Consider the following 17,230-nt stretch of genomic DNA (forward strand, 5'->3'; position numbering starts at 1 on the left):
AACAGAGTGATGCGGGCGAAGGTTCGGAGGCGGCAACTACATTACGTAAGAAAACTGCCGGCGGACGGTCCCTGCATAAATAGCAGGTCTAATATGCTGAGTTCCGGTACAAAATCTTTACCAAACGTCTGTGAGTACGGACGAACCGACTTCCTGTCAGGTTTTGGCTGGCTAGCTGCTTTCGGAGTAAGCCAATCGCGCCGGTCTAGGATGGAGGATTCTGGTAAAGAAGGGTTGAGGCCCGCAACAGGGGTAGTAGAAGGAGAGAGGAAATCCGAAGTGAGCTGTACCGGTAGCCGAAGCCGCAGGCAGCGCAAATGAAATTCCAGGAGGCGGTAGTTAAGCTCAAAAAGGAGCCGTGGTTTCTGTACGTAAATGTCGTGCAGATAGTCGGCGTAATATTCAAAGTACGGCGTACCGCCGTATGCGGTTTGCAAGGTGCGCCAGTGCCGGTGTACCCAGTTCTGGCTGTAGTCGATTTCAATTTCTGAAGTCAGGACTTTCTCACTGCGGTTGCCATTGATAACGGGCACAGTAAGGGGCTGTACGCCTTGGGCCGTGAGGATAAGGCACCGGTTGCGGTAGGTTTGCTTGTGGTAGTTGTCGTGGGCCTCCAGCAACAGGGCGTCGGCTCCAATCAGTTCAGCAAAGAAAGCGGCGGGCGGATTGTACTGCGACTCAAATAAAACAGCGGGCATGCAAAAAGTATTAGGCCTGAACCAGGCCATGCGAAAGCGTGATGATACAAGAAAGTGTGGAAATACCGGAGCAACTCCTATATTAGGAGAGTCCGGGCTGAATATTGCAGTATGCTTCCCGGATCTGGAACCGCAGTTGTAAAAGTGGGAAGACGTTTTTGAAACGACGTTTCGGGTCTTAGTGTTGGTCGGGCTTGTAGAGATGACTTTCCACAGCTTGCTCACCCTATTACCGCCAATCTGACATGATGCCTACTGTACTCCGGTTTTTACTACCCCTCTGCTTACTGGTAACCTCGCTGCTACCAGCCTTCGGGCAGCACCAGTTGCAGCTTGATGTAGCCACCTATCGGCATGATGATGTGGCCGTGAAGGGAACGGTGGTAGAAGTGTATGCCACCATTGCGGGCAAGCACCTTACGTATCAGCGGCGGGGCCCGAAATTGTATCAGGCCGGCGCTACGGTGCTGCTGGAGGTAATTAAGCCCGATGGCACGGCCGCGTACCAAGAAACCATTACGCTAAAGCCGCCTGTGCTTCGCGATACTACCGCGGCCATTAAAAATCCGGTGAGCTTTCAGAAGCGCATCAACCTGCCCGAAGGCCGCTACACGCTGCGGGGCCAGATGCGCGACCTATATCGCTCTGCCAACGTGGATATAGTGGAGCAGCCTCTGGTACTGGAGTTTGGCGGCACCAAGCCTCGCATGAGCAGCATTGTACTACTAAGCCGCCCGGCCAGCCGCTCATCAGTAGAGGCCAATAATTTTATGCGCAACGGACTTAGCCTGACTAGGGCTGTGGGTGGGCTGTATGCGCGTGGTATGGATAAGCTGTACTTTTACGCCGAGCTGTATAATGTCACGGCCGAGCAACCCTATACAGTCAGCTACCGCTTGCGCGCCGATAAGGCAACCAAAAATGTGGCGTCGGGCCAGGGCACTGTACTAGGTGCTTCCGGCAGATCAACCGTGCTGACGGGGGAGCTAGACATTAGTAAAGTGCCGGCCGGCGAGTATACGCTGACTTTGGAAATCCGAAACGCGAAAAAACAAGTGCTTTCCACTCAAACCACCCTGATGCGCCGCGACCCGGCCGATTACGCTCCGGTTGGGGCCGTTATGCCCCGATGAGTTCTGCTACCCCCGTTCTGAAGTCCTACCCCTGGTATTACCGGCCCCTAGAGTGGCTGCTGGTTGGTTTATCAAAATTGCCTTTACAGCTGCTGTACGGCCTTTCATTTATTCTGTATGTGCTGATGGCGCATGTTTTCCAGTATCGCCGAAAGGTAGTGCTGGAGAACATGCGCCATTCATTTCCTGAGAAGTCAGAGACGGAAATACAGCAGCTGGCTACGGCTTTCTATCGTCACTTTTCGGAGCTGATGGTAGAAATCCTGAAGCTGGCCTCCATGCCGGCCGCTGATCTTAAAAAGCGGGTGTGGTTCAGCAACCCGGAGGTGATGGAGCGGCACTTTGCGCAGGGCCGCACCGTACTCGGGCTTTCCTCACACGCTGGCAACTGGGAATGGGTGCTTACTTCCGGCGCCGTGTGGCTCTCGGCGCATACTGATGGGGTATACAAGCCGCTGAGCAACCCGTTTTTCGAGAACTTTATGTACCGGCTGCGCACACGTACAGGCTCGGGCCTCATTCCGATGCGCGACACACTCCGCGACATGGTGCAGCGCAAAGGCGAGGTGCGGGTGGTGAGTATGCTTTCTGACCAGGCCGCCGGCCCCGAAGACCGACCGTACTGGACCACGTTCATGAACCAGGACTCCGGCTTCTATACCAGCGCCGACCGCTTGGCCGCCAAGTTCAATTGTCCGGTGGTGTACGTGAGCATTCGGCGGCTCAAGCGCGGCTACTACCAGATTGTGCTCACGGAACTCTACGACGGCGACTCGCCGCTACCTAAAGACAGCTACCCCATTACGGACGCGTTTGTAAAGCAACTGGAGCAGGATATCCGCCTATTTCCGGCCGATTACCTCTGGACGCACCGCCGCTGGAAACACAAACGAGTAGCAAAATAAAAAGCGGAGAACGGAAGTTGCTGGCTGACTAGGTACGTCAGAGCCGCAAACCCCCGTTCTCCGCTTTTTTGTGTTATAGCCTACAAATACTGCTCAATGTCGCCGGCGCCTTGCCGAATGATATCGAAATCCTCATTGGTGCAGTCGACCACGGTGCTGGCGATGTTGTTGCCGAAGCCCCCATCAATTACTAAGTCTACCAAGGGCCGATACTTCTCAAAAATGAGGTCCGGATCGGTGCTGTATTCCAGAATTTCGTCGTCGTCGTGAATGGAGGTTGACACGATGGGGTTGCCTAGCTCGCGCACCAGCATGGTACAGATTTGGTTATCGGGCACCCGAATGCCAACCGTTTTGCGCTTCACGCCACCGTAGCGCGGGGCTTTGGTGCTGGCCTCAAAAATGAAGGTGTACGGCCCCGGCAAGGCCTTTTTCAGCACCTTGTACACCGGCGTGGTAATGTTGTGGGCGTAGTCGGTGATGTGGGACAGGTCGGAGCAGATAAAGGAAAGGTTGGCTTTTTCCGGATGAATGCCCTTAATCCGGCAGAGCTTTTCCACTGCCTTCGCATTATGAATATCACAGCCGAGGCCATACACCGTGTCGGTAGGATAAATGATAACGCCGCCTTTGCGCAGGATATCAACGGCTTGCTGAATTTTATTCTGAGGAGGATTATCGGGGTGAATGCGGAGCAGAGTGGCAGCCATAACAGAACAGAGGTTGAGTGAGCATTCCGCCCCGGTTCCCTAGGGCATCGGGGGCGGTCAAGGTACAAGCAGATCCAGAAACCTGCTACTCTTTTCGGTAAAAAGGCTCGGTAGGTTGTGTTGGTGTTGGTTTGAGGGCAGGAGGGACCTAGTAAAAGTGGTGCTACCTTCCGCAGACCTAGATTACGGCTTCGGATTATTGTGCCGGGTGCTGAATAGAGCAAATGAAGAAACCGTACTTTTGAACTCCTGAACTACCTTGGGTTTGCTGGCGCACAGGGGCTAGTAACACCAAGCAGTATTCCTGTTTTGCTACCTCTTCTGTTTTCATGGCCAAAACCCGCATCGATTACAAGGCAAAAGCTACGCGCCGCCGCAACCGCTTTGCTTACCTCACCGGCATTTTCGGGCTGCTGCTGGTTACCTTTTCCTACTATTTCTATCAGGTTTTCTTTACGCCCAACGTCGAGACGAAAGGCCGCCCCACTTATGTGCTGGTGCGCAAAGGGCAGTCGGCCCGGTCCGTTCTCGATTCTATTGATGCCAGCGGCGTGGTAGTTGACAAATTGAGCCTGCGCTTTGTGGCGCGCCTGATGAAGTACGAAAAGCTGGTGAAGCCCGGCCGCTATGAACTCAAAGACGGCTACACCAACCGCCAACTTATCAATGATCTGCGCACCGGCCGCCAGTCGCCGCTGAAGCTTACTTTTCAGAACATTCGGCTGCGCGAAGACCTGGCTCGCAAGCTCAGCACCGCCATTGATGCCCGGCCCGGCCAGTTCGATTCGTTGCTCAGCAGCCCCAGCTACACCAAAAGCCTAGGCTTCGATACCACGAACATCCTCTCGATGTTTATCCCGAACACCTACGAGCTGTACTGGAACTCCTCGCCCGACAACCTTATGCAGCGCATGAAAAAGGAGTATGCCAAGTTCTGGACCCCGGCCCGCGACGCCAAACGCGAAAAACTGGGCCTGAGCCGCACCCAAGTGAGCACACTGGCCAGCATTGTGGAGGCCGAGCAGCAGCAGCACGCCGATGAGCGTCCCCGCGTGGCCGGCGTGTACCTCAACCGCCTCAAGCGCGGCATGAAGCTCCAGGCCGACCCCACCGTGGTGTACGCCAACCGCGACTTTACCATCAAGCGCGTGCTGAACGTGCACCTGGCCAAAGATTCGCCTTACAACACCTATAAATATGGTGGCCTGCCGCCGGGGCCTATCAACCTGCCCAGCATTGCGAGCATTGATGCGGTACTGAACCCCGAAAGCCACGATTACCTGTACTTCTGTGCCAAGGAAGATTTTAGCGGTTACCACGCCTTTGCCCGCAATGAGCAGGAGCACCTTGTGAATGCCCGCCGCTACCAGGCCGCCCTCAGCCGCGCTGGCATTATGAAGTAAATTTGGTGTGATGATAAAGCTGAATAAGCTGATTCATGAAGAGTATCAAATGACTCTTCAAGCACCGATGCTAGATGTTACGGACACGGCAGAACCAATCCTGGATATCTGGCCATATGTCGAGTCAGTATCCATTATTGACTTGAAAGGACATACTCTATCAGATGGTTTGGTGCCATATGTGTACCAGCACCCCGATGGTAAGTTTCTACATGTGCTTGTCGCGACTGATAATGCAGATGCCTTTTTGGTGATAGTTATTGATGTGCCTACAATTAGAATACATGGTCATATCCTACTTGATTTTCTGGAGCTTTATCAAATAACACCTGACTTAACCGAATAGACCGATGTATTCTTCTGACACCCACATCCGGGTACGCTACGCCGAAACGGACCAAATGGGCTACGTGTACCATGGCAACTACGCGGCCTATTTTGAAGTGTGCCGCACCGAGGCCTTCCGGCAACTGGGCATCAGCTACAAAGACCTGGAAGCCGATGGGGTAGGGATGCCCGTAGGAGAAATCCGGACCCGGTTCCGACGCCCCGCCCGCTACGACGACCTGCTGACCGTACGCTTGCTGCTAAAGCAACCCGCCGAAGGCTCCCGTGTGTTATTTGAGTACGAAATCTACAACGAGGCCCAAGAGCTGCTCACTGAAGGCCATACCCTGATGGTGTTCGTGAGTATGGCCACCGGTCGGCCCGTGCCCGTGCCACAGGATATTCAGGCCAAGCTGGCGCCGTACTTCACCGACGATGAAACAGCCGGCCCACTCACGCCACCCAAAACACCCTCCGATGCGCCAGCCCCGGCAGCGTTCCTGAAAAAATGAGCACCTAGGAATGCTACCAGCGCCGTTGCTGTTTCGTGAGCAGTACTACTAGGTGCTTGTGTACTCGTAACCCATATCCATGCGTCTTCCCGTTCGTCGCTACCACTTGCCCGATGTACGCCGCCGCCGGTCTTACCGGCAGTTCATCGTGTTCTTGAAGCAGCTGCGCTTTCATGGCGGAAAGGCCTCGGTATATGATGTAGTGGATCGGCTCCTACAAGAAATAAAGCTTGATGGGGTGGCCAAGCGTGCCAGCTATATGGCGTTCAACTTTACCATCGCCATATTTCCCACCATCATCTTTCTGTTCACGCTGATTCCCTACATCCCCGTTCCCAACCTGAACGTGGACATTCTGCAGTTCCTGTCGGATCTGATGCCGAAGGAAATGTACGTGGCCGTTTCCGGCACTATTGAGGATATCTTGAACATTCAGCACGGCGGGCTGCTGTCGTTTGGTTTCGCTACGGCCCTAGTCCTCAGCTCCAACGGCATCATGGCCCTGCTCGATGCCTTTGAGAAAAAGTACCCCTCGTTTAAAAAGCGCACCTACGTCCGGAAGCGCGTCATTGCTACCCTGCTTACAGTGGTATTGTCGGCGGTGTTGCTGTTTGCGGTGGTGGGCATCTTCTTCGGAACCTACATTATTGATGCGCTGGTATTCCACGAAATTGTGCCCGAGCATCTTACCGATCAGCTTATCACGCTGCTGCGCTATGGCTCGGTGGTAGGCCTGTTCCTGCTCGCTACCTGCCTCGTGTATTACTATGTGCCTCCCATACACGATAAATGGCCTTTCCTTTCCGCCGGCTCGGTGGTAGCTACGTTGCTTATTTTCCTGGTGTCGTTTCTGTTTATTCTCTACATCAAGATTTTTGACAGCTACAACCACTTTTATGGCTCCATCGGCACGCTGGTGGGCTTTATGGTGTGGCTTGATTTTGTGTGCATGACCCTGATTCTCGGCTTTGAAGTCAACGTCAGCATTGATGCCGTGACCGGGCGCCTGAAGCGGCCGGAGCTGGCCGCCCGCCACACGGTATAATTAGTGATTTGAGAATGAGCGGCTAAGCCAAAAAGTGAAAGAAAAAAACTGCCGCCTTATTGCACCTTAATATTTGCTGGCTACTTTTGCCATCCCAAACCACTCAGTTGGGCCTTACAGAGAGGTGGCAGAGTGGTCGAATGCGACGGATTCGAAATCCGTTATACCTGCAAGGGTATCGGGGGTTCGAATCCCCCCCTCTCTGCAAAAAGCTTTTTCAAATCGAGAAGAAGCCGTATTATTGTTGAATACCGCAAGGACGCATCCAGCTTACTTTCTAGAGGAGTGGCAGAGTGGTCGATTGCGGCGGTCTTGAAAACCGTTGAGGGTTAAACCTCCGGGGGTTCGAATCCCTCCTCCTCTGCGAACCGCGCGGTATCCAACAGCAAACCGTCTGACTTAACAGTCAGGCGGTTTTGTTTTTTAGGCCCAGTTATGGGAACTTACTGCTCAGCTTAAGGGTAGTGAGGGTTCGCCAGACTACTGCTTCCGCTGTATAGTATAGGTAGTAGCTGGTATGCCTGTTGTGATTTTGCCCCTCTATGTCTGAATTGCTTTACGATATCAACCTGCAACAATTGCCCGATGAGTTTCTGACGGGCGACTGGCGGGTAGCTGACCGCATTCTGAACCGGACTGATCCGCATACGGCGCTGGCTCAGGCCGAGCGGTTTCAGCTGCAGCCCGGTCGGGTAGATGTGCTGGCCCCCGGACAAAAAGACTCGGGCCGCTGGCTGGTGCAGCGCGATACCTTGCTGAACCGGCCGTACCTGGAGCTGAATCTGGAAAAAGAGCAAACCCGAGCCCTGGTAACGCGCCTGCGCCGCTCCCGCGACGGGATAATCAGCCAGCTCAACCTCTATTTTCAGTCGGGCATGGAAATGCAGCTTACCCGACCCTAGTCTGTTTCTAAACGCCAAACGGTTTGCTTCATATGGCTTTAGCCGATTCTGATAACCTTGCTTCCTTGTCTGCCGCTTCAGCAGCTCCTATAAGCCCTTCCGTGGCTACTTCCGTACTTCTGGCCACTACGGATGCCGCCGGACAAATAGCGTACGCCAGCCCGCAGCTTCTTCAGTACACGGGCCTTTCGTTCACTCAGGTAGTTGAACAGTGGGCTTCACTGATTCACCCCGACGATCAGGCCCGCATTATTGGGCAGTGGCAAGCGGCACTGAGCAGCGGACAAGAGTACCAACTAGAGTTTCGGTTGCGCCACCACGATGGCCAGTACCGCTGGGTGCGTAGCAATGGCTACCCTCAGGTAGATGAGCAAGGCTCAGTGCAGCAATGGATTTCCAGCATCGTGGATGTAGAGAAGCTGCGCGACGGAACGGCAGCCGGCATTGGTTCGGCTGAGGATTTTAGCCTCTTGGCGGAGCTGATTCCCCAGCTTGTCTGGACTACCGATCCGCAGGGGTTTCATACGTACTTCAATCAGCGCTGGACCAACTTCACGGGCTACACCCTGGCCGACAGCGTGGGCCCCGATATGTGGAACAACCTGCTCCACCCCGATGACCGGGAGCGGGCCCGTCAGGTGTGGGGCCACTCATTGGCTACCGGCGAGTTCTACGAAATTGAATACCGCTTTAAATCGCAGAGCAACGACTATCGGTGGTTTTTGGGACAGGCGGTGCCCGTGCGTGATGAGGCCGGCCAGATTGTGAAATGGTTTGGTACCTGCACCGACATCCACGACCAGAAAATGCAGCAGCTGGCTCTGCGCAAGCGGGAGCAGGACTTCACCAGCCTAGCCAATGCCATTCCGCAGCTAGCCTGGATGGCCGATGAAACCGGCAGCATTGTGTGGTACAACGACCGGTGGTTTCGGTTTACGGGCACTACCCTGGATGAAATGCTGGGTTGGGGCTGGCAGAAAGTACACCACCCAGATTTTGTAGAGGCTGTCACGGCTGGCTTCAAGCAAGCCATTGCTGTTGGCGAGAAATGGGAAGACACCTTTCCGCTGCGCCGCCACGATGGGGAGTACCGCTGGTTTTTGAGCCGCGCGCTGCCCGTCCGCGACGATGATGGCCGAATAGTACGCTGGTGCGGCACCAATACCGATGTAACCGAGCAGAAGCAACTGCAGGACCAGCTGGAGCGCGCCTACGCTGATTTGGAAGCGAAAGTAATGTTCCGGACGCTTGATCTGGAGCGCGAAGTGCAGGAGCTGCGCCAGCGCCTCGGCGAATAACCAACCCTCGTAAACCATCAAAAAGCCCGTCTTGCTCAGGAGCAAAGCGGGCTTTTTGCGTTTAGAAGCGGAGGCTACCTAGTAAAATCGGCTAAACCGGTTGGTCGCTATTCTTCGGTGTCCTGTCCTTTTTTCAGTTCGGCATCCAGGAAATAGGCGCCGCGGCGAACCAGGTGGGTTGTGTCCGGAATGGGGTCTAGTACATTCACCACCACATCACCGTTTTCGGCGGCTCCCGTTTTCACGCGGTAGCGGTGGTACACGTTGGGCGCCGTTTGGGCGAAGATGTAGCTGAACTCACCCGCCTGCACAATGGCTTCCTCGGGCAGAGTACGCTGGCGGGCGCCCGCCGTCTGGATGTGGGCCGATACATACTGGCCGGGTAGCACATCGTCTCGCTCCGGCTCCAGGTGGGCGTGCACGCTCACGGTCCGGGCATCTTCATTAAAGGCCTTTCCTACCAGAAACACCCTAGCGCCCATGTCCTCATTGGAGCCGCGGCTGGGTATCTTGAACAGGATGTGCTGCCCAACTTTCACACGGGCAATGTCGCGCTCAAATACCTTCAGCTCCAGGTGCAGGTCGGAGCGGTCCACGATTTCCACCAGCACATCCTGCGGATTCACGAACTGGCCGGGGTTCATGCTCACGGTTTTAACGTAGCCCTTGATGGGCGAGACAAGTGGTACCGTAGCGGATATTTCGCCTTTATCGAGGCGGGCCATAGAAATGCCCAGCATGCGCAGCTGTCCGGCCGTAGAGCGCAGCAGTGCCTGCTCCGAGGCATAGTCGCTTTGTGCCTGCTGCAGCTTGCGTTTGGCCCCTACGTCTTCGGCATCGAGGGTTTGCTGGCGCTGCAGCTCCTTCTGCAGAAAGGCTACGCGGGCTTTGCTTTGGAGGTATTCTTGCTGGAGCTTCAGATAATCGGGGTGGCGCAATACGGCTACCACACCGCCACGCGCCACCTGCTGGCCCGGTAGTACCGCCACGCTCTGCACGTAGCCGCCCATCACCGCCGACACCGACGCATGGTTTTGGGGCGGTACATCAATGCTGCCGTTGGCCTGCACATCTGAAGTCATGTTTTTCCAGGTGAAGGGGCCCGTTTCCAGCCCGGCTGCTTTGGCCAGGGCGGGGCTTACGCTTAGCTGGTTAGGGTTTGGGACCGGAGCAGGGGTAGTAGGCCGTGCTGCCGCTTCGGTTTGGGTGGTTTTATCCGTGCCGCAGGAGGCCAGCACAAGAGCCGCAGCCAGCAGAAGAAAGGTCGATTTCATGAGGAAGAGGTTGGGCAGAGCAGGAGCGGTTTGAAGAGGAAAAGCACCTAGTAAACTGCGCCGCTGCAGAAGGCTATTGAGAATCGGGGCCGGTGAGGGCCTGAAGTTGCAGTACCAGCTCGTTGTATTGCCGGATTTGGTCGAGGTACGCCGCGCGTATTTGCCAAGCCGGCTCCGTGTTCACCACGTATTCTACATATTCCACGTCGCCGGCCCGGAAGCTTTTTTCAGCGGTGTCCAGAATAAGGCGCGCCTGCGGTAAGGCGCTCTGCTCATAGTACGCAAGCGAGGCCTGGGCCCGGCTGAGTTGTTGGCGCAGGCCGGCTAGCTCGCCGCTTAGCTGGGTGGCTGCGTAGCGTAGCTGAGATGCAGCCGCCTGCTCGCCCAGCCGGGCCGCCTGGATGCGGCCTTTCTGCACTCCACCCAGCAGCGGCACTGCTACCCCGGCCTGGGCCACATGAAAGCCGTTTTCCTTGTTGATGGTCTGGTTGAAATAGCCCAGGCGCACATCAGGCAGGCGGCGCAACTGCTCCACGCGCGTTTGGCGGCGGCTGGTTTCCACTTCCTGCTCCAGCAGGGCCAGGGTGGGGTTAGAGGCCGATGTGAGGCTAGCCGTATCGGCGGGCAGGAGGGGGGCAACGGCGGCGGCTGTGGTATCAATGGTGGCGGGGCGGCCTAGGTTCAAGAGTACGCCCAACCGCTGCTGCTGCACTTGCCGGTCGGTGATGACAATGGCCAGCCGGTTTTGTAGTTCCCGCATGCGCGCCTCCGCCGACACCTGCTCCAGACGGTTGGTTTCGCCCGTCTGGTACCGAATTTTGGCAGCACGGGCAGCACGGCGGTATAGGCTGTCTTGGCGCCGAAGCAGGGCGGCACGGCGGTAGCTCAGCAGCAACTCATAATAGGTGCTCCGGATGGTGCGGGTAAGCTCCCGGCGCTGGGCGCGCACGCGCTGCTCCGCCGTTAGGACCTGGCCTTCCAGCAGGCGGCGCTGGGCCCCGTACACGCCGGGCAGGGCTGTTTGCTGCACAATGTTCAGGCTCTGGTCGCGCAAGGGCCCTGAAATCTGGCCCACCTGAAAATCGACCACGGTGCGAGGTACATCGTAGCCGGTTCGCGCGAGGGCACGTTGGCGCTCTACCTCCAGCGCGCCGCCTTGCACCAGCAAGCTCTGGCGCAGCCCCGTTTGCACGGCCTGTTCCAGCGTGAGCGGCCCATCTGCCGGAGCAAGAGCAGGAGCAGGCGCCGCTGGGGACGGCAGCGTGCGGGGCGTCGTCTGGGCCCCGGCGAGGTCGGGCAACAACAGCAGCAGGAAAAAAAGGTATTTCAACATATGCAGTAGCAGCAACCGAGGCTCGGTTTGCGCGGGCCAAAGGGCTAAGAAAGGGTTATAGCTCATGATTCTCCCGGGCATCGGCCAGGGTTTCGGGTGTGGATTCAGTGGGGCTGGGCTCACCGTCTTTGGTAAAGAAGGTGTAAAGCACGGGCAGCACCACTAGGGTAAGCAGGGTAGCCGAAATCAGGCCCCCAATAACCACCGTAGCCAGCGGCTTCTGCACCTCGGCGCCGCCTGAGTTGCTTAGGGCCATGGGCAGGAACCCCAAGGAGGCCACGGCCGCCGTGAGCAGCACCGGCCGGAACCGCTCTGCTGTAGCCCTCACCACTCGTTCCCGCACCGAGTCAATACCCACCAGCGCCAGTTCATTAATGCTGGCTACCAGTACAATACCGTTCAGTACTGCTACCCCAAACAAGGCAATAAAGCCTACTCCCGCCGAAATGCTGAAGGGCATACCGCGCAGCCACAACCCCATAATGCCTCCAATGGCCGCCAGCGGAATACCCGTAAAAATGAGCAGGGCCTGCTTTACAGAGTGAAACGAAAGATACAGCAGCACGAAAATCAGGAGCAGCGCCACCGGCACGGCCACTGCCAGCCGCGACTTCGCCTTTTGCAGATTCTCAAACTGCCCGCCGTATTTTAGGGAGTAGCCTTCGGGCAGTTTGAGGCCAGCGGTGAGTTGCTGCTGAATGTCCTGCACCAAGCTCTCCACGTCGCGGTTGCGCACGTTTACGCCAATATTGATGCGGCGCCGGGCATCATCGCGCGATACCTGAATGGGCGCATTGCGGAAATCAACGGCAGCAACCTCTTCCAGGGGGACTTTCTCCCCGTTGGGCAGATCAACGTAAAGCGCACGCAAATCCTGAATGCCGCGGCGGTTGGTGCTGTCGAGGCGCACCACCAGGTCAAAGCGTCGCTCGCCCTCGTATACCTGGCCCGCTATGTCGCCCGCAAAGGAGGCGCGCAGCAGCGTGTTCAGCTCCGAAACCTGAAGGCCGTACTGCGCCAGCTTGCTGCGGTTGTAGGTTACGCGCAACTGCGGCAGGGCGGCAATCTGCTCCACCTTCAGGTCGCCAACGCCAGCCAACGGACGAATGAGGGCGGCCGCTTCGTTGGCTTTCTCGAACAGCAGCCCTAGGTCGTCGCCGTAAATCTTGATGCTGATATCAGACTTTACCCCGGAAATCAGCTCGTTAAACCGCATCTGAATAGGCTGCTGAAACTCCAGGCTCACGCCGGGCACGCCAGCCAGGGCTTCGCTCATCTTGCCGGCCAGCTCCTCACGGGTGGCCGCCGAGGTCCATTCCTTCTGGGGCTTGAGCACCACAATCTGGTCGGAGTCTTCCAGCGACATGGGGTCAGTGGGGATTTCCGAGGTGCCAATCTTGCTGACTACCTGCTCTACTTCCGGAAACGTATTCAGCAGGATTTTCTGCACCTGTGTGCTGGTAGCAATGCTTTGGGCTAACGACGAGCCGGGCGGCAACCCCACGTACACGGCAAAGTCGCCTTCATCGAGCTGCGGAATAAACTCGCCGCCCATGCGTGCAAACACTATTCCCGCCAGCACAAGCAACCCTAGGGCCGCCCCGGCCACCAACCCCCGCAGGCGCAGCGCGCCATGAATAATGGGCCGGTAGCCGCGGTACAGAAATTTCATGATGCGGTCGGCGAAGGTGCCTTCCTCCTTGATGTCCTTGCGCAGGGCCCACGCCGATACGGCCGGCACATACGTGAGGCACAAGAGCATGGCCCCGATGATGGCAAAGCTCACGGTAAGGGCCATGGGCCGGAACATCTTGCCCTCAATGCCAGTAAGGGCCAGAATGGGCAGATATACAATCAGAATGATGAGCTGCCCGAACAAGGCTGAGCGCATCATGCGGGTAGCGGCGGTTTCGGCTACTTGGTCCATGGTTTCGTGCTCCGCTTTGGCGCGGAAGTGCACGAGGTGGAAAATCATGGCTTCCACAATAATCACGGCGCCGTCCACGATCAGTCCGAAATCCAGCGCGCCCAAGCTCATGAGGTTGGCCGAAACGCCAAATGTGCGCATCAGGCCCAGCGCAAACAGCATGCACAGCGGAATCATGGAGGCAACTACCAACCCGGCGCGCCAGTTGCCGAGCAGCAGCAGTAGCACCACCATCACAATAATGCCGCCCTCAATCAGGTTTTTGGCTACGGTGTGAATGGCCGTGTCTACTAGCTTGGTGCGGTCGAGGAAGGGGCGCACATATAGGCCCTCGGGGAGCAGTTTGTTGATTTCCTCTACTCGCGCCTTCACGCCCTTGATGGTTTGCTCCGAGGAGGCACCCTTCAGCATCAGCACGATGCCGCCTACGGTTTCGCCCTTGCCATCGAAGGTCATGGCGCCGTAGCGCATGGAGTGCCCGAAGCGCACGTCGGCTACATCGCGCACCAGTAGTGGCACATTGTTTACCTGCTTAATCACCATGCTGCCTACATCTTGCAACGAGGCTGCCCGGCCTTCGCCCCGGATAAAGTAGGCGTTGCGGCCGCGTTCCAGGTACGAGCCGCCCGTGTTGGCATTGCCGGCTTCGAGGGCGCGGTACAACTCACCCATCGTAACGCCGCTGGCGTTGAGGCGCTCGGGGCTGACGCTCACCTCGTATTGGCGCACGTACCCTCCAAAGCTGCTCACATCTACTACCCCCGGCACGCCGGCTAACTGCCGCTTTACTACCCAGTCCTGCACCTCGCGCAGCTTAGAGAGGGAAAACTTTTGCTCGAAGCCAGGCTTAATGCCGATGCTATACTGGTAGATTTCGCCGAGGCCGGTTGTGATAGGCGCCATTTCGGGGCGCCCCATGCCTGCGCCCAGCTCGGCCTCGGCAGTGCGCAGCTTCTCGGCCACCAGCTGGCGGGTTTCCAGAGTGCTCACGTCATCATTGAACACAACCGTGACGACTGAAAGGCCAAAGCGCGACGTAGAGCGGATTTCCGTAACGCCCGGAATGGTGCGCAGGCTTAGCTCCAGCGGAATAGTAAGCAGCTGCTCCACCTCTTGGGCCGCCAGCGCCGGCGACTGGGTGATTACCTGAACCTGGTTGTTGGTGACATCGGGAATGGCATCGAGGGGGAGGTGAACGGCCGAATAGCCGCCCCAGCTCACCAAGGCCAGGAGCATGAGCACCACAAACAGCTTGTTGTGGATACTAGCCCTAATAATGCGGGAAAGCATAGAAGAAGGGGTTGCGGCCGCCGGCAGGGGTAGTAAAACCCTGCATGGCGCTGCGCCGCCCGCGCCGTAACGGCAAGGCAACCAGCAACAGCCAACCGCCGCAACAAACAAGCGTTCAGACGGGTAGCCGGAGGCAAATCAGCAGAAAGAAAAGGGGGTTGCGTGGGAGCAACGGGGCCAGGCGCGCAGACACGCTTCGCCTGGGGGCGGCTAGCAGACTAGGCTCGCGGGGGCTCCAGCAGGGGCCGCGCCATGCTGAACGCGTACAGCGGGCCCGAGGCCACGCGGTAGTCGGCGGCGGGCCACCCCATGGCCGGCGCGGCCAGCCGCAGGGGGCTGGCGGGCAGCACGAAGCTCACCATCACGCAATCGTGGTGGTGCTGCTCCAGCGGGAGTTTCTGGTGGTCCTGGGCGTCGCGGGAGGAGTAGGGGTGGCGGCGGTGGTCGGCGCCGTGGGGGCCGTAGTGCAGCAACAGAAACGCCAGCGGCGAGAGGTGCCCTTCGGCCAGGGTGCGGTGGTAGCGGTAGTGGCGAGCCAGCTCAGGCAGTTTGCCCAGCTCCGAGAGGTCGTTTTGCGGCACCAGGCCGCTACCCAACATCAGCATCCCCAGAAAGAAGGCCACGACCTGTTTCATTGTGGCAAAAGTAACTCCTCCAAAAAGGAGTTGCTTGTAAAAACTGCTTTTACCGGCAAATTTGGAATCGGTATGAATTTAGGCTCTCCGAAAAATCCGCCTCTCCATCAGGTGGTTGCTGGCCAAAACGACCCTAGCGGTACCCGCTGCCTTGGGCTTCGCGCCGCTGCATTATCTGGCTGAAATTAATTCATCTATGTAGCTACAACCACGGTACGGATGCGGCCGTACTGTCAGGGCTTGTGGTTGAGCTAGTGCGCTCAATCAGCCCATTGTAAGTATGCTGAAATTTCTTCTGAGCCTGGTAGTCCTGCTGGGGTTCACTGCGCGTCCGGCCAAGGCCTATTCCGTGCTCACTCACCAAGCGAACATTGATTCGACGTGGGAGCGGTGTTTGGTGCCGCTGCTGCAAAGCCGCTACCCCGGCGCCACCGATGAAGCACAGAAGGAAGCCAAAAGCTATGCCTACGGGGGCTCTATTCTGCAAGACATGGGCTACTATCCCTTTGGCTCGGTGCTGTTCACCAACCTGACGCACTATGTGCGCAGCGGCGACTTCGTGCGCAATCTGCTAGATGAGGCCCACAACCGAAACGAGTATGCCTTTGCCCTCGGGGCGTTGGCGCACTATGCCGCCGACGTGAACGGTCATCCGGCGGGCACCAACAAAGCCATGCCCTCGGTATATCCAGAGCTGAAAGCCAAGTTTGGCAACTCCATCACGTATGAGGAAGCGCCGGTGCAGCACACGCAGCTGGAGTTTGCCTTTGATGTGGTGCAGGTGGCCGCCGGCCGCTACCGTTCCGCCGATTATCAGCGCTACATTGGCTTTCAGGTAAGCAAGCCCGTGCTAGAGCGCGCCTTTCTGAAAACGTATGGTCTGGAGCTGGGGCAGGTGGTGCTGAACGTGGATCTGGCCGTGGCTTCCTTTCGCTTTGCTGTGCGCAGCCTGATTCCGATTGCCAGTCGGGCCGCGTGGCAGTCGCAAAAAAATGATATCCGCAAGCTAAGCCCCCAGGCTCGCCGCCGCGAGTACGTGTACAAGGAAAGTGAGCGGCAGTACCGCAAGCGCTACGGCTCCGATTACGAACATCCGGGCACGGGCGCCCGCATTCTATCGTACTTCGTGCGGGTGCTGCCCAAAATTGGGCCACTCAAGCCGTTTGCCTTCAAAATTCCCACTCCGGAAGCCCAAGAGCTGTTTAAAGCCAGCTTTAAAGGCGTGATGCGCAGCTACTGCACGCTGCTGGAGAAGGAACCCCGTGATACCTTAGCCCTAGCCCCTGCCTTAGCCAATACCGATTTTGATACGGGCAAACCAACCAAGCTGGGAGAGTATGCGCTAACCGACGAAACGTACGGTGAATGGCTCCGCAAGCTGGCCGATACTAAGTTTGAGAAGCTGACTGCCCCGCAGCAACAGCACATACTAGCCTTCTTCAACTCGCCAACTACGGAGCCAGCTGCCAAGGAAGAGAAGGAAGCTGATGAGCGCCGTAAAACCCTAGAGGCCCTGGACCAGTTACGAGCCAAGCAACTGCCTAAGTAATAGCGAAAGTGCAAAGAGCCCCAGTGGGGCTCCAGCGTAAGCTATGCGCCTTTGTAATGAGAAGTGACCTAGTACGAGCGGTACGCCCGAAAGCGGCGATAGTTTGGCCGATGCACGTATGCCTTTCCTTTTACCTTGGCCCGCACAAAAGGTAGCTTGTGGCCCAAGCTAGGCAACGCCGCCGACGAGTCAATGGGCAAGCAAAACGACAACACGAACAACAGCAACGAAAAGCGGAGTACGAGAGCAGACATGAAGAGCAAGTAGTGCGTGAAAACAGAGCGTGTTT

The 17,230-nt window shown here is 57.2% G+C and carries 16 protein-coding genes and 2 tRNA genes; 11 read left to right on the forward strand and 7 right to left on the reverse strand.

Going from position 1 to position 17,230, the window contains the following annotated elements; all coding sequences use genetic code 11:
- Positions 1-41 precede the first annotated feature (41 nt).
- Positions 42-698 carry a WbqC family protein gene (locus ACYVGU_RS02160; RefSeq protein WP_460620718.1) on the reverse strand — a complete coding sequence of 219 codons (657 nt, stop codon included), beginning with the start codon at positions 696-698 and terminating at the stop codon, positions 42-44.
- Between the two features lie 245 nt (positions 699-943).
- Between ACYVGU_RS02160 and ACYVGU_RS02165 the strand changes: the two genes are divergently transcribed.
- The gene (locus ACYVGU_RS02165) at positions 944-1,831 is read left to right on the forward strand and encodes a hypothetical protein (RefSeq protein WP_460620719.1); all 888 of its coding nucleotides are present in this window, start codon (positions 944-946) and stop codon (positions 1,829-1,831) included.
- Positions 1,828-2,736: a lysophospholipid acyltransferase family protein gene (locus ACYVGU_RS02170; RefSeq protein ID WP_460620720.1), complete on the forward strand. Its 909-nt coding sequence runs from the start codon at positions 1,828-1,830 to the stop codon at positions 2,734-2,736. The genes ACYVGU_RS02165 and ACYVGU_RS02170 overlap by 4 nt, the downstream gene beginning before the upstream one ends.
- 80 nt (positions 2,737-2,816) lie before the next feature.
- Here ACYVGU_RS02170 and ACYVGU_RS02175 read toward each other — a convergent pair whose 3' ends face one another.
- On the reverse strand, positions 2,817-3,446 hold the full coding sequence (locus ACYVGU_RS02175; RefSeq protein ID WP_460620721.1) for an L-threonylcarbamoyladenylate synthase: 630 nt from the start codon (positions 3,444-3,446) through the stop codon (positions 2,817-2,819).
- Positions 3,447-3,775: 329 nt separating this feature from the next.
- On the opposite strand from ACYVGU_RS02175, the gene mltG reads away from it, so the two are divergent.
- The 8 genes from mltG (at position 3,776) to ACYVGU_RS02215 (ending at position 8,933) form a co-directional block, all read left to right on the forward strand.
- The gene (gene mltG / locus ACYVGU_RS02180) at positions 3,776-4,849 is read left to right on the forward strand and encodes an endolytic transglycosylase MltG (protein ID WP_460620722.1); all 1,074 of its coding nucleotides are present in this window, start codon (positions 3,776-3,778) and stop codon (positions 4,847-4,849) included.
- Positions 4,850-4,859: 10 nt separating this feature from the next.
- Complete coding sequence (locus ACYVGU_RS02185; protein WP_460620723.1) at positions 4,860-5,195, forward strand: hypothetical protein; 336 nt, start codon at positions 4,860-4,862, stop codon at positions 5,193-5,195.
- Between the two features lie 4 nt (positions 5,196-5,199).
- Complete coding sequence (locus ACYVGU_RS02190; RefSeq protein ID WP_460620724.1) at positions 5,200-5,688, forward strand: acyl-CoA thioesterase; 489 nt, start codon at positions 5,200-5,202, stop codon at positions 5,686-5,688.
- Positions 5,689-5,767: 79 nt separating this feature from the next.
- Positions 5,768-6,733, forward strand: a complete 966-nt coding sequence (locus tag ACYVGU_RS02195) for a YihY/virulence factor BrkB family protein (protein WP_460620725.1) — start codon at positions 5,768-5,770, stop codon at positions 6,731-6,733.
- 118 nt (positions 6,734-6,851) lie between these two features.
- Positions 6,852-6,938 (forward strand) — tRNA-Ser (locus tag ACYVGU_RS02200).
- 74 nt (positions 6,939-7,012) lie between these two features.
- Positions 7,013-7,097, forward strand: a tRNA-Ser gene (locus ACYVGU_RS02205).
- A 178-nt stretch (positions 7,098-7,275) separates the two neighbouring features.
- Positions 7,276-7,635, forward strand: a complete 360-nt coding sequence (locus tag ACYVGU_RS02210; RefSeq protein WP_460612694.1) for a hypothetical protein — start codon at positions 7,276-7,278, stop codon at positions 7,633-7,635.
- 32 nt (positions 7,636-7,667) lie between these two features.
- Positions 7,668-8,933: a PAS domain-containing protein gene (locus ACYVGU_RS02215; RefSeq protein WP_460620726.1), complete on the forward strand. Its 1,266-nt coding sequence runs from the start codon at positions 7,668-7,670 to the stop codon at positions 8,931-8,933.
- Between the two features lie 107 nt (positions 8,934-9,040).
- On the opposite strand, the gene ACYVGU_RS02220 is transcribed toward ACYVGU_RS02215, so the two are convergent.
- The 4 genes from ACYVGU_RS02220 to ACYVGU_RS02235 form a co-directional block, all read right to left on the reverse strand.
- The gene (locus tag ACYVGU_RS02220) at positions 9,041-10,207 is read right to left on the reverse strand and encodes an efflux RND transporter periplasmic adaptor subunit (protein ID WP_460620727.1); all 1,167 of its coding nucleotides are present in this window, start codon (positions 10,205-10,207) and stop codon (positions 9,041-9,043) included.
- Positions 10,208-10,280: 73 nt separating this feature from the next.
- A complete protein-coding gene (locus tag ACYVGU_RS02225; RefSeq protein WP_460620728.1) occupies positions 10,281-11,540 on the reverse strand; it encodes a TolC family protein in 1,260 nt (419 codons plus the stop codon).
- Positions 11,541-11,595: 55 nt separating this feature from the next.
- Positions 11,596-14,757 (reverse strand): efflux RND transporter permease subunit, encoded by a 3,162-nt coding sequence (locus ACYVGU_RS02230; protein ID WP_460620729.1) that lies wholly within the window; start codon positions 14,755-14,757, stop codon positions 11,596-11,598.
- A 218-nt stretch (positions 14,758-14,975) separates the two neighbouring features.
- The gene (locus ACYVGU_RS02235) at positions 14,976-15,392 is read right to left on the reverse strand and encodes a hypothetical protein (protein WP_460620730.1); all 417 of its coding nucleotides are present in this window, start codon (positions 15,390-15,392) and stop codon (positions 14,976-14,978) included.
- A gap of 280 nt (positions 15,393-15,672) precedes the next feature.
- On the opposite strand from ACYVGU_RS02235, the gene ACYVGU_RS02240 reads away from it, so the two are divergent.
- Positions 15,673-16,941, forward strand: a complete 1,269-nt coding sequence (locus ACYVGU_RS02240) for a zinc dependent phospholipase C family protein (protein ID WP_460620731.1) — start codon at positions 15,673-15,675, stop codon at positions 16,939-16,941.
- A gap of 68 nt (positions 16,942-17,009) precedes the next feature.
- Here the strand turns inward: ACYVGU_RS02240 and ACYVGU_RS02245 are convergent, their stop codons facing one another.
- Positions 17,010-17,195 (reverse strand): hypothetical protein, encoded by a 186-nt coding sequence (locus ACYVGU_RS02245; RefSeq protein ID WP_460612687.1) that lies wholly within the window; start codon positions 17,193-17,195, stop codon positions 17,010-17,012.
- Positions 17,196-17,230: the final 35 nt, after the last annotated feature.

Source organism: Hymenobacter tenuis (assembly GCF_054780495.1).